This window comes from Tenacibaculum piscium (assembly GCF_021390755.1).
In the GTDB taxonomy this organism is placed as follows: Bacteria; Bacteroidota; Bacteroidia; order Flavobacteriales; family Flavobacteriaceae; genus Polaribacter; species Polaribacter piscius.
This window is the reverse complement of sequence record NZ_JAJGWR010000001.1, coordinates 19560-32854: the sequence shown is the minus strand read 5'-3', so window position 1 is coordinate 32854 and position 13295 is coordinate 19560. Positions and strand designations below refer to the sequence as shown.

The following is a 13295-nucleotide window of genomic DNA, read 5'->3' as shown; positions in this document are numbered from 1 at the left end:
TAAATATCTGTAAAATTTTATTTTTTAATTTTATTTCTAAAGTTTATTTTAAGTATGTTACAACAAATAACAAAAGGTATAAAAATAGGAGTTCAAACGAACTTTGTAAACGTAATTACGTACGAATCAGAAGAATATTATCATTTTAAATACGCTATTTCTATTGAAAATACATCAGAAAATACCGTGCAACTTTTAGAACGTTTCTGGGAAATTTTTGACACCCTAAACCAAATCGATTATGTAGAAGGCGAAGGCGTAATTGGAGAAACTCCCATTTTAAAACCAAACGAAGTTTTTAAATATGAATCATTTTGTTTTTTACGCTCCTCAATAGGTGCGATGAAAGGAAGCTATAAAATGATGAATTTAGAAACTTTTGAAGAATTTTTAGTTACAATTCCAACCTTTCAATTAGGTGCAATTAACAGTTTAAATTAAAAAAAAAATCAGAAAACAGGACACAAAAACGTTCTTTTTTCTGATTTATTTCTTCGATAAAATTAGTTCAATTCACGAACAATATCTTTCTTATATTTATTAAATAAACTTCGAGTCATTCCTAAATTTGCTAGAGAAGAATCAACGGCTAAATAACACATAAATTCTTCATTTTCAGATAAATCCATGATTTCTAATTTAGTATCAAGTGTTATCAAAACTTCATTAATATCCGAAGTAATACCCGAAGCTGTTAAGGCATTTCTGTTTGATTTTGCAACCTGTAAACTAGATGCTAATCCTGCTGAAACATCAAAATCAGACCTGCTAGAATGAGAAGTAATAATTTCTTCTGTTTCAAAATTAATAATCGAAAATGCAATATAGCCTGGTAAGTTATTTTTAATTTCCTTAGTAAATAGTGTTAAAAAATCTGACATATTTCTCTTTTTTCCGTTATTTTTCTCTTTTATATTTATATTTTATTCAATTTTATTTCCTAATTCTACTGTTTCAAAACAGTACTTAAAGTACCTTAAATATAACCAAAATAATTTAATCATTTTTTTGATGCTTCAAAAACAACTAAAATCAAAAAAATAACCTCTTTTTTTACTTGATGATTTTATCAAAAAAAATAAATAGTATGAAAATACTAATCGTTGTTTTTCTGACTGTTTTTTCATAAAATAGTAACTAATTATTCAAAATAACGAAATTATCTGCATATATTGTATTTAATTTAGATTAACAACGCATTAAACAACACTCAAAACAACTTAGTAATTCCTAAAAATAAGTGTTAACTTTGCTATATAAATTTTATTATAAATTAACAAACAACATATAAAATGGCAAGAGGATTTTTTAATGTTCCAGAAGCGATAAACGAACCTGTTAAAGGATATGCTCCTGGATCTCCAGAAAGAGAAGAGTTATTAGCAACGTATAAAGCTATGTATAATAGCAATATTGATGTGCCAATGCATATTAATGGTGAAGAGGTAAGAACTGGAAACACCAGTAACATTAATCCTCCACATGACCATAAACATATCGTTGGACAATATCATAATGGTGAGAAATCTCACATAGATGCTGCTATTAGTACTGCTTTAGCGGCAAGAGAAAAATGGTCTAACACTTGTTGGACAGAACGTGCTTCAATTTTCTTAAAAGCAGCTGAATTATTAGCAGGTCCTTATAGAGCAAGAATGAATGCTGCAACAATGATTGCACAATCTAAAAATGTACACCAAGCTGAAATTGATGCATCATGTGAAATGATTGACTTTTTCCGTTTCAATGTACAATACATGACCGATATCTTTAAAGATCAACCAATCTCTAGCCCTGGAATATGGAACAGAGTTGAGTACAGACCTTTAGAAGGTTTTGTATATGCAATTACTCCTTTTAACTTTACTTCAATTGCTGCTAACTTAGCTGCCGCTCCTGCTTTAATGGGGAACGTAGTTGTTTGGAAGCCATCGAGTCATCAAGCATATTCGGCACAAGTAATTGTAGACTTATTTAAAGAAGCTGGTTTACCTGACGGTGTAATAAACGTTGTTTATGGTGATCCTGTAATGATTACAGATACTGTATTAGCATCTCCTGATTTCTCTGGATTACACTTTACTGGTTCTACAAATGTATTTAATCATTTCTGGAAACAAATTGGAAATAACATAAACACCTACAAAACGTATCCAAGAATTGTTGGAGAAACTGGTGGAAAAGATTTTATCTGGGCACATAATTCATCAAATCCTTTACAAGTTGCTACCGCAATCACTAGAGGTTCTTTTGAATACCAAGGTCAAAAATGTTCTGCAGCGTCACGTGCTTACATTCCTGCTTCTATCTGGTCAGAGGTTAAAGGTCATTTAATTTCGCAAGCTGCTGAAATTAAAATGGGTTCTCCTGAAGATACGAACAACTTTGTAAATGCTGTTATTCATGAAAATTCTTTTGATAAATTAGCAAGTTATATTGATGCTGCAAAAGCAGATGCCGATGCTGAAGTAATTATTGGTGGTGGTCATGATAAATCAGTAGGATACTTTATTGAGCCTACAATTATCGTAGCAAAATCTCCTACATACGCAACCATGACAACTGAATTATTCGGTCCTGTGATGACCATTTTTGTATATGAAGATGATCAATGGGAAGCTTCATTAAAATTAGTTGATGAATCTACTGAATACGCATTAACTGGAGCTATCTTTTCTACGGATAGATACATTGTTGAAAAAGCTTCTAAAGCGTTAGAAAATGCTGCTGGAAACTTCTATATTAACGACAAACCAACAGGAGCTGTTGTAGGACAACAACCTTTTGGAGGTGCTAGAGCTTCTGGTACAAATGATAAAGCAGGTTCTGCTCAAAACTTATTACGTTGGACTTCTGTTCGCTTAATTAAAGAAACATTTGTAACGCCTACCGATTATAAATACCCTTTCTTAGGATAAGAATAAGTAAGATTATTTTAAAACCTCATCAAATATTGATGAGGTTTTTTTGTGTCAAATGTTTATCACTCTGAAGAAATATTTTTTTATTTAATTAAAGTAATTTTCTATTAGTTTTGTTTTCTATCTTTAATGAAAGCGATTTTAATAAAATGAACTATAAAAAAATAATACAAGAAGTATTTACAACTGTTGATGCTATTGAAAACAAAGGTAATTTAGCTTCTTATATTCCTGAATTAGCAAGTTCAAATCCTGATAAATTTGGTGTTCATATTGTTACGACATCTACTATAAAGTGTGGATTAGGCAATTATCAGGAAAAATTTTCCATTCAAAGTATTGCAAAAGTTTTATCGCTTTGTTTGGCGTATAAAATCCTTGATGGAGATTTATGGAAAAGGCTTGGTGTTGAACCTTCAGGAAATCCATTTAATTCGTTACTTCAACTAGAAAATGATAACGGAATACCACGAAATCCTTTTATTAATGCAGGTGCAATTGTAATTTCAGATGTTCTTATCAGTAATTTAAAAAATCCTAAAGAAGATTTATTAACCTTTATTAGAAGTCTTTCTGGTAATAATGATATTCATTATTCGGCTAAAATTGCAGCTTCTGAAAAATCGGTAGGTTATAGAAATGTAGCACTTTGTAATTTTATAAAATCTTTTGGAAATATTGAAAATGAACCTAGTGATGTTCTCGATTTTTATTTTGATTTATGCTCGTTAGAATTAAGTTGTGAGCATCTATCTGAATTATTTTTATTTTTAGCCAATAGCGGTAAAGCTCCACATAATAACAAGCAAATACTAACCAAAAGTCAATCAAAAAGAATTAATGCCTTGATGCAAACTTGCGGTTTTTATGATGAATCTGGTCAATTTGCATTTAAAGTCGGTTTGGCTGGAAAAAGTGGTGTTAGTGGTGGAATTATTGCCATATATCCTAATCAATATAGTATTGCTGTTTGGAGTCCAAAATTAAATGAAAAAGGAAATTCTTACAAAGGAATGAAATTTTTAGAGGCTTTTACGACAATGTCGGAGCAGTCGATTTTTTAGATTGGGGTTTTTGGGAGAGTTTCAGTTAACTTCGATAAGCTTAAATATGAATTTAGTTTGTAAAAATAAGTTGCTATAAATTATGAATAGCGCATTTTATAATTAAAAGCAATCTGAAAAATGAGGTTACTTTTTTTAAACTAATTTTAACTCTCAATAAATTAATATTTAAGCATTTTAAAAACCACAATAAAAATGAATAGAGCGTATTATAAAAATTCGATTTCAAATTTTATTACAGAGGATAAAAACTCCATTTTAGGTAAATTAAGTCTAAATCATTCCAACAGACACTTAGAAGATTTACAGAAAAATGCCTGGGTTAAGCAAATTGAAATATTAAAAGATCAACTAATCAATTTTGAGGGATTTATTTATTTTGAATTTGCCATTCCGAGAATGGGTAAACGAGTTGATACTATTCTTATTATTGAAGACACCATATTTGTTGTTGAATTTAAAGTTGGTGATGGAGGTTTTGAAAGTTATGCAAAAACGCAAGTACTTGATTACACTCTCGACTTAAAAAATTTTCATCAAGGCAGCCATAATGCGAAATTAATTCCTGTTTTAGTTGCTACCAACGCAGAAAGTCAGGATCCGCAAATACATCAAATAATCGAACTTAAAGATGTAGCAAAAACGAATAAAAGTAGTTTAAAAGATGTCTTAAAAAAGTTTTTAAACCAAGCTAACAGTATTGTTGATTCTAATGCTTGGGAAAATTCCATTTATAAACCGACTCCAACTATTATTGAAGCCGCACAAGCTTTATACAAAGGTCATAATGTACAAGAAATATCAAGGTCTGATTCCGGAACTATAAATTTATCAAAAACAACAAATTGTTTAAATAAAATAATTGAAAATGCCAAAATAAATAACAAAAAAACTATTTGTTTTGTAACCGGTGTACCAGGCGCAGGAAAAACGCTGGCCGGACTAAATATAGCCAATCAAAGAATGAAAATTGATGAAGATGAACACGCTGTATTTCTTTCAGGAAATGGGCCTTTAGTTGATGTTCTTAGGGAAGCTTTAGCGCGTGATTTAGTTAAAACCTCAAAAGAAAATGGAAAAGCAATAACAAAAGAAAATGCCAAAAGAGAAACCAATGCGTTTATTCAAAACATACATCATTTTAGAGATGAATACTTAAAAATAAGCAGTCAACCAACAGAAAAAGTTGTTGTATTTGATGAAGCTCAAAGAGCTTGGAATAAAAAACAAGCCAGTGCTTTTATGAAGCGTAAAAAAAATATTGAAAATTTTAACATGTCAGAGCCTGAATTTTTGATTGATGTAATGAATAGGCATAAAAACTGGTGTACGATTATTTGTCTTATTGGCGGTGGTCAAGAAATAAATACAGGAGAGGCAGGGCTTGATGAATGGATTAATGCGCTTAAAAATAATTATTCTGATTGGAATATTCATTATTCGAACCTAATAACGAACAGTCAAAATTATATAAAAACAGTCAATCAAAAACAATGGCTTGAAGCAAATGCAAATTCTGAAATGGAATTACATTTAGCCGTTTCTGTTAGGTCTTTTAGATCTGAAAAATTAGCTGATTTTGTTCATAAACTTTTAGAATTAAAGACCACTGAAACTCGTAATTTATATAAAGAAATCAAAGATGATTTTCCTATATATGTTACCAGAGATTTATCTAAAGCAAAAAAATGGCTAAGAGAAAAAGCAAAAGGCTCTGAAAGAACTGGTTTAATTGCTTCTTCTGGTGCAAGAAGATTAAAACCGCTAGGAATTGATGTCAAAAATGAAATAAAAGCGCCTAATTGGTTCTTAAACTCTAGAGAAGATATTAGGTCTTCTTATTTTTTAGAAGAAATTGCTACTGAATTTGACATTCAAGGCTTAGAAATTGATTGGGCTTGTTTGGCATGGGGAGCTAACTTTTATATTAAAAATGAAGCCTGGTGTTTTCAAAATTTCAAAGGAAGTAAATGGCAAAATATAAATCAAGAAATAAGCAAAGAATATCTTAAAAACACCTACAGAGTTCTCTTAACCAGAGCTAGACAAGGAATGATTATTTACCTTCCAAATGGATCTGAAATAGACCATACCAGACCCGAATTATTTTATAATGAAACTTGGAATTATTTTAAAAAAATAGGGATTAAAGAAATTTAAATAATCGCTAAAATTCTTTGCTTAAAAAACCAACCCTCAAAAAAACTTATAAATTTCATGTAAGTTTGAATTACAGTATCTTTGCAAAAAAAATAATCAATGAAGTTTACAGATTTACATCTTAATACCGATATTTTAAAAGCACTTAGTGAAGAAAAATATCACACAGCTACGTTAGTACAACAAAAAGTAATTCCGTTAGTACTAGATAAAAAAGATGTAATTGTTGGATCACAAACAGGATCGGGTAAAACAGCAGCTTTTGCATTGCCGATTATCCATAATTTAGCGCAAGAATTAGCGCTTGTTCCTGAAAGAGGCCCTAAAAAAATAAAAGCTTTAGTTGTAAGCCCAACCAGAGAATTGGCCATACAAATTCAAGAAAGTTTTAGTACCTACGCAGCACACACAAACATACTTGCAGGAGTTGTTTACGGAGGAATATCAACCAAAGCACAAAAAGAAGTTTTAGCAAAAGGAATTGATGTTTTAGTAGCAACACCAGGGCGTTTAATCGATTTACACGAACAAGGATCTGTTGATTTAAGCAACCTAAAAACCTTTGTTTTAGATGAAGCCGATTTAATGTTAGACATGGGTTTTATCCACGATGTAAAAAAGATTGAAGCACTTTGTCCTCGTAAAAAACAAACACTTTTATGCTCGGCAACCATGCCCGAAAAAGTGAGCGATTTGGCAAAACAAATGCTTTATAAGCCCGAAGTTGTTAATGTTATTCCTACCGATAATACCGTTAATAAAATTGGTCAATTATTATATTACACGCCTAAAAAACATAAAGTCGATTTATGTTTATACCTATTGAAAAACACCATACAAGGACGTATTCTTATCTTTAGACGCACCAAATTTGGCGTTGATAAATTAGAGCAAACTCTTATCAAAAACGGATACAAAGTAACGAGTATTCACGGAGATAAAACTCAAATTTTACGTAACCAAGCCATTGAGGATTTTAAAAGCAATAAAGCGAATATTTTAATTGCTACCGATGTTGCCGCTCGTGGTATTGATATTCATAAAATTGATGCCGTAATTAATGTTGATATTCCTAATGTTCCTGAAACTTACGTTCACAGAATCGGTAGAACTGGTAGAGCTGGAAAAGCAGGAATTGCATTTTCATTCTGTGGTGCCGATGAAACTAGCTATATTAAAAGTATTCAAGAAGTTTTAAAACGCCCAATAAAAATTATTGAAGATCACCCTTTTTTATTGGTAAAACCAAAACATATAAAGCAACCAAATACGATTAGCACCAATAAAAAAGGACGTAAGTCTGAGGCTTCTAAAAAGAAGAAAAAACGTTGGTATTAATAAATATATTTTATCATTATCTAAAAAAACCTTTCAATATATCACCTTAAAAGGGATATTGAAAGGTTTTTTTATTTTTGATTATCACCCGAAAAACTAAAAGTTAAAACCTAAATTATGAATATCACTTTATCCGAAGCAAAAAAAATACTTGCTGCTGCAACTTTAAAAGCAAACGCTTTAAACACTAAAATGAGTATTTCAATTGTAGATTCGGGCGCTAATTTAGTTGCTTTCGAACGCATGGATGGCGCTTTTATTGGTCCTATTGATATCGCTATGAAAAAAGCTAAAACGGCAGCGCTGTTCGGAAAAAACACCGATATTCTTGGTAAATTATCGCAACCTGGAGAAGCTTTATATAATATCGAACATTCAAATAACGGACTGATTACATTTGCAGGAGGCGTGCCTATCAAAAATAAAGACGGAATTATTATTGGCGCTATTGGTGTAAGTGGCAGTACCGTACAAAATGATTTTGAAGTAGCCGAAACTGGTACAAAAGCTATTTTATAAGTAGTATTATTTAATGTTATATTGATTATTTGTTAATGATTTTTTAATCTTATTTTGCTGTTTTTTTAAAAAAAATATCTGTTCTCTTGTTTTTTTGTAATATTAATCGTAATATTACAATACAATAATTATATATGGGACTTACTAAATCAGAAATATTTACAACAGCACAAAACGATCTTGCCAATATTGCAAAAGTACTTGGACATCCTGCACGTATTGCTATTATTCAACATCTTTTTAAAATTGATTCCTGTGTTTGTGGTGATTTAGTAAACGAAATCGGATTGGCGCAAGCAACCATTTCACAACATTTAAAAGCCTTGAAAAATGCTAAATTAATCAAAGGAAGCATTGAAGGAACAAGCGTTTGCTACTGCATCGATAAAGAAAATTGGACGAAAATTAAAAACCTATTAAACGGGTTTTTAAATCTTGATGATACCAATTCCGAAAATATAAATTTAGAAAATTGTAATTCAAAAAATAATAACAGTAATTGTTGTTAAAAAACAATACTCTTAAAAAAAATTATCACAATCAATCGTAATAAAACGATTAAAAATTAAAAAAGTCATGAAATTATCAGAAATTAAAAAGCATTTATCATCATTAGAAAATATTAGTTTTAAATTACCTAACGGTGAACTTGTACCGAATCATTTTCACGTTACCGAGGTTGGAAGAGTTACTAAAAATTTTATTGATTGTGGTGGAACAGTTCGAAATGAAGAAATTGCTAATTTTCAATTATGGGAAGCCAATGATTATGACCACAGATTACATCCTGAAAAATTAATGAATATTATTGAACTTTCTGAAAAAGTACTACATATTGCTGATTTAGATATTGAAGTAGAATATCAAGGAACAACAATCGGGAAATATGGCTTAGATTTTGACGGAACGAATTTCCTATTAACAAGCACGCTAACGGATTGTTTAGATAAAGATAAATGTGGTATTCCTGAAAAACCAAAAGTAAAAATAGCAGAAGCATCAACAAGTTGTGCTCCTAATTCTGGATGTTGTTAAACAATTTTAAGCACTAAAAAAATCATAAAAAAATGCTGTTTTTGAAACATACTAAAATGTTCTAAAAACAGCATTTTTTAATTTTTATAAATCTTTAATTATAAAAAATTATGACTTAAATTTCATCCCTAAATGCACTACTTTCTTGGTTTCATAGAAGTCTTCTTCAAAAAAATCAGGTAAATCATAAATAGTTGCCGAGGTATATTTTTCTAATTCTTCTTTTAAATCGCCTCCTTTTAAATATAAAATTCCGTTTTTTAAATCGTGATTTTGCTTTTTAGCGATTCTTCCTTTTGTCCATCCGACGAAAGTTTCCATTTGAGCCACTGCTCTACTTACAATAAAATCGTAGGTATCTTTTACTTCTTCCACACGTCCGTTGGTCGTTTTTACGTTTTCTAAACCTAAACCTGCCACTACTTCATTCACTACTTTTATTTTTTTTCCGATAGAATCTACCAAATGAAACTGGGTTTCAGGAAATAAAATAGCTAATGGAATCCCAGGAAAACCGCCACCTGTACCAACATCTAAGACTTTTGAACCTGGTTTAAAAGCGACTACTTTTGCGATACCCAAAGAATGTAAAACATGACGTAAATACAATTCATCAATATCTTTACGAGAAACCACGTTAATTTTTAAATTCCAATCTTCATACAATTCTTGTAGTTTTGAAAACTGTGCTAATTGTGTTTCCGTTAAATCGGTAAAGTATTTTTTTATAAGTTCCATTGCTATCAAAATTGAAATTGAGATTGAGTATATTTTTCAGTGCAAAAGTAAAAAACTAATCGGGAATACGCATTTATCTAACAAAAGATATGTTTCTTGTTAAAAAGTAATTTCTAATCAATAACCATAGCGCAAAAAAGTTTATTTTTGTTGTATATAACACATAATCACATGAAGACAATAAACTTCTCGAGAACAAATAACGTAAAGTTCTTTCGAACTCTAAATAAAAAGGTAAACACCTATTTTAAAGAAAATAATATTAAGCGTACGGGAAATTGGAAATTATATTCTAAAGCGATTATTATGTTTTCGCTTTTTTTAGTGCCTTTTATATTGATTTTAACAATTCCGATGCCACAATGGGTGATGCTTTTACTTGTTATCGTTACAGGTATTGGTATGGCGGGTGTTGGTATGAACGTAATGCACGATGCAAACCATGATTCTTTTTCAAGCAAAAATTGGTTGAATAAATTAATGGGAAGCAGTATTTATATTTTAGCAGGAAATGTGTATAACTGGAAAGTTCAGCACAACGTATTGCACCATACTTTTACCAATATTAAAGGACATGATGAAGATATTGACGCGGGGAGAATTATCCGTTTTTCGAAACATTCAAAATGGTTGCCTGTACATCAATTTCAAAAGTTTTATTCAATATTTTTATATGGATTATTAACTATTAACTGGGCTATTACTACTGATATAAAACAAATGAGTAGTTATTTAAAACGTAAGTTATCGTACGGTAAATTCCCTAATCCGAAGGTAGAATGGACAAAATTAGTCATTTCTAAAGTTGTTTATTATTCATTATGGATTGTATTGCCATTATTGATTTTAGACATCGCTTGGTGGAAGGTTTTACTAGGTTTTTTTATAATGCACTACACCGCAGGGATGATTTTAAGCGTTGTTTTTCAATTGGCACACGTAGTTCCAAATACCGAAATGCCATTGCCTGATAAAGATGGAAATTTAGAACACACTTGGGCGGTTCATCAATTATATACGACCTCTAATTTTGCACCTACAAACTGGTTGGTTAATTTTTATACTGGTGGATTAAATCATCAAGTAGAACACCATATTTTTCCGCATATTTCGCACGTTCATTATAACAAAATAGCAAAAATAGTCAAGGAAACTGCCGCTGAATTTGACCTGCCATACAACGAATACAAAACAATGACAAAAGCGTTCATCGAACATTTTAAACAATTAGGAAGTTTAGGAGAAAAACCACAAGCTGCTTAAAATAATGCGTCATTTAATAGTTACAAAATAAGAAATACTTTAACAACACGCATTTTAACAAAATGCACCTTAATAATATAATCAATGTCAAACGCATTATCAAACAGAATTAACAGTTTACCAATATCTCAAACTTTGGCGATGGCTGCTAAAGCAAGAGAATTGAAATCTGAAGGAAAAGATATTATCAGTTTAAGCTTAGGAGAGCCTGACTTTAATACACCTGATTTTATTAAAGATGCCGCTATCGAAGCAATTAATCAAGACTATAATTCATACACGCCAGTTGATGGATATGTAGAGTTAAAAGAAGCTATCTGTATAAAGTTTAAGCGTGATAATAATTTAACCTACGCACCAAATCAGATTGTAGTATCAACAGGTGCAAAACAATCTATTGCAAATATTGCACAAGTTTTATTAAACCCAGGTGACGAAGTTTTATTACCTGCTCCTTATTGGGTAAGTTATTCAGCAATCGCTACTTTATGTGAAGCTAAATTTGTTGAAATTCCTTCTTCTATTGATACTGATTTTAAAATTACTCCAGAGCAATTAGAAGCGGCAATTACGCCTAAAACAAAAATGATTTTCTTTAACTCGCCAAATAACCCAAGTGGTACTATTTATACAGAGGCAGAATACAGAGCTTTAGCGAAAGTATTAGAAAATCACCCAAATATTTATATTTTATCTGACGAAATTTACGAACACATTAACTATGGTACAAAACACTTTAGTTTTGCTGCTATCGAAAACATGTTCGATCGTACTATTACCGTAAACGGATTAGCAAAAGCTTTTGCTATGACAGGTTGGAGAATTGGTTTTATTGGTGCTCCACAATGGATTGCTAAAGCTTGTACTAAAATGCAAGGGCAAATTACTTCAGGAACAAACTGTATTGCTCAACGTGCTGCAATTACAGCTGTTTTAGCTGAACCAAGTAAAATACAATACATGGTTGATGAATTTAAAACTCGTAGAGATTTAGTTTTAGATTTATTAAGTGATGTTGAAGGAATTAAATTAAACATTCCTGAAGGAGCGTTTTATATTTTCCCTGATGTATCTGCTTACTTCGGAAAAACAATTAAAGGAAAAGAAATTAACAACGCAAGTGATTTTTCTATGTTATTATTAGAAGAAGCTAATGTAGCAACTGTAACTGGTGAAGCTTTTGGTGCACCTGCTTGTATTCGTATGTCATACGCTGCTTCTGAATTACAATTACGTGAAGCTGTTAGAAGAATTAAAGAAGTATTAGCTTAATATTTTCTCAAAATTTCTTATTATTAAAAAGGCTCGTAATTTTAAATTACGAGCCTTTTTTTGTTTTTAAAATCTTTTAAACCTACTTTACATCATTCTAATTCAGAACATTTAAAGCCTTATTCAATTGATATTACAAATACTACTTTCTATTATTAATATACTTTTAAATCCTTTTTCGTTTTTAGTATTTATACTACTTTCATCTAAAAAAGAAGCGTATTTTTTCACCAAAGAAGAAACCAATGTTACTAAACTTAAAGTAAAACCTTACCTACTTTTTTCTGTTGGATACCTAACAATTATACTTAGTATAACTTACCTATGTAATTTTTTTGTCGATTTTAATTTTTGGGAAGTTTTTGTTCCTAAAAACATATTTATTTCGATAATTACTTGGTTCGTAACAGCGTTTACTTTACGTGCTTATTTAAAAGGAATGGAAGGTAATATTATGGGATTTATCTTTTTTCCGATGCTTGCTTTAAGTATAATAACCTTATTTATTTTAAGTTTTTTTGATATACTATCTTCTTATCAATTTTTAACGATTCATTTCCCCGTATTAGAAATCAATTTTTGGATACGATTATTATTACATTCTTTTATGCCTTTTTATGTTTTGATATATATAAACTCCAATAATGAAACCGAAAAACAAGATTTTCCAACTTCTATTTTGAGTATTTTAATACTCCAAATATTATTTTTTGCTGTTAATTGGATATTTGTTTACATTTTTGGAAGTTCGATAAACCTATCGCAATTTTTAGGAGAAGGACAAACTATTATTTATTATTTACCAATCCTAGGAGGTTTTGTATCTTATATTTTATTCTTTATATCAAAAGTAATTCCCGTTAAAAAAAGAAAAAATAACTACTTAGAAACTATCTCTTTGTATAGCGTTTTTATAACTTTTGGACTTATTATTTTAGAAGTAATCAATTACATCAATTTAATGATTCCTTTTTTTCAATAAATA

Annotated in this window: 13 protein-coding genes; 11 read left to right on the top strand and 2 right to left on the bottom strand. The window is 30.3% G+C overall.

Translation table 11 applies throughout. The features are described 5' to 3' along the window. The first annotated feature begins 54 nt into the window (after positions 1–54). The gene (gene apaG / locus L0U72_RS00165; protein WP_101918188.1) at positions 55–441 is read left to right on the top strand and encodes a Co2+/Mg2+ efflux protein ApaG; all 387 of its coding nucleotides are present in this window, start codon (positions 55–57) and stop codon (positions 439–441) included. A gap of 62 nt (positions 442–503) precedes the next feature. On the opposite strand, the gene L0U72_RS00160 is transcribed toward apaG, so the two are convergent. Beyond that, the gene (locus L0U72_RS00160; RefSeq protein WP_233898092.1) at positions 504–881 is read right to left on the bottom strand and encodes a hypothetical protein; all 378 of its coding nucleotides are present in this window, start codon (positions 879–881) and stop codon (positions 504–506) included. A 411-nt stretch (positions 882–1292) separates the two neighbouring features. Here L0U72_RS00160 and pruA point away from each other — a divergent pair, with 411 nt between their 5' ends. The 7 genes from pruA to L0U72_RS00125 all read left to right on the top strand — a co-directional run bounded on the left by pruA (position 1293) and on the right by L0U72_RS00125 (position 9037). Continuing rightward, complete coding sequence (gene pruA / locus L0U72_RS00155) at positions 1293–2918, top strand: L-glutamate gamma-semialdehyde dehydrogenase (protein ID WP_233898091.1); 1626 nt, start codon at positions 1293–1295, stop codon at positions 2916–2918. Between the two features lie 152 nt (positions 2919–3070). Beyond that, on the top strand, positions 3071–3985 hold the full coding sequence (locus tag L0U72_RS00150; protein ID WP_233898090.1) for a glutaminase: 915 nt from the start codon (positions 3071–3073) through the stop codon (positions 3983–3985). Between the two features lie 195 nt (positions 3986–4180). Beyond that, entirely contained in the window at positions 4181–6145 is a 1965-nt protein-coding gene (locus L0U72_RS00145) for a DUF2075 domain-containing protein (protein ID WP_233898089.1), read from the top strand. 99 nt (positions 6146–6244) lie between these two features. Next, a complete protein-coding gene (locus L0U72_RS00140) occupies positions 6245–7483 on the top strand; it encodes a DEAD/DEAH box helicase (RefSeq protein ID WP_233898088.1) in 1239 nt (412 codons plus the stop codon). A gap of 117 nt (positions 7484–7600) precedes the next feature. Further along, positions 7601–8002, top strand: coding sequence for a GlcG/HbpS family heme-binding protein (locus L0U72_RS00135; RefSeq protein WP_233898087.1), 402 nt, complete (start codon positions 7601–7603; stop codon positions 8000–8002). 134 nt (positions 8003–8136) lie between these two features. Then, positions 8137–8511 carry an ArsR/SmtB family transcription factor gene (locus L0U72_RS00130; protein WP_233885441.1) on the top strand — a complete coding sequence of 125 codons (375 nt, stop codon included), beginning with the start codon at positions 8137–8139 and terminating at the stop codon, positions 8509–8511. Between the two features lie 67 nt (positions 8512–8578). Beyond that, complete coding sequence (locus L0U72_RS00125) at positions 8579–9037, top strand: DUF6428 family protein (protein ID WP_233898086.1); 459 nt, start codon at positions 8579–8581, stop codon at positions 9035–9037. A 108-nt stretch (positions 9038–9145) separates the two neighbouring features. On the opposite strand, the gene rsmG is transcribed toward L0U72_RS00125, so the two are convergent. Then, entirely contained in the window at positions 9146–9775 is a 630-nt protein-coding gene (gene rsmG, locus L0U72_RS00120; protein WP_233885451.1) for a 16S rRNA (guanine(527)-N(7))-methyltransferase RsmG, read from the bottom strand. A 171-nt stretch (positions 9776–9946) separates the two neighbouring features. On the opposite strand from rsmG, the gene L0U72_RS00115 reads away from it, so the two are divergent. The 3 genes from L0U72_RS00115 to L0U72_RS00105 all read left to right on the top strand — a co-directional run bounded on the left by L0U72_RS00115 (position 9947) and on the right by L0U72_RS00105 (position 13292). Beyond that, positions 9947–11038, top strand: a complete 1092-nt coding sequence (locus L0U72_RS00115) for a fatty acid desaturase family protein (protein ID WP_233896773.1) — start codon at positions 9947–9949, stop codon at positions 11036–11038. 84 nt (positions 11039–11122) lie between these two features. Then, the gene (locus tag L0U72_RS00110; protein ID WP_233898085.1) at positions 11123–12310 is read left to right on the top strand and encodes a pyridoxal phosphate-dependent aminotransferase; all 1188 of its coding nucleotides are present in this window, start codon (positions 11123–11125) and stop codon (positions 12308–12310) included. Between the two features lie 127 nt (positions 12311–12437). Continuing rightward, positions 12438–13292 carry a hypothetical protein gene (locus L0U72_RS00105; protein ID WP_233898084.1) on the top strand — a complete coding sequence of 285 codons (855 nt, stop codon included), beginning with the start codon at positions 12438–12440 and terminating at the stop codon, positions 13290–13292. Positions 13293–13295: the final 3 nt, after the last annotated feature.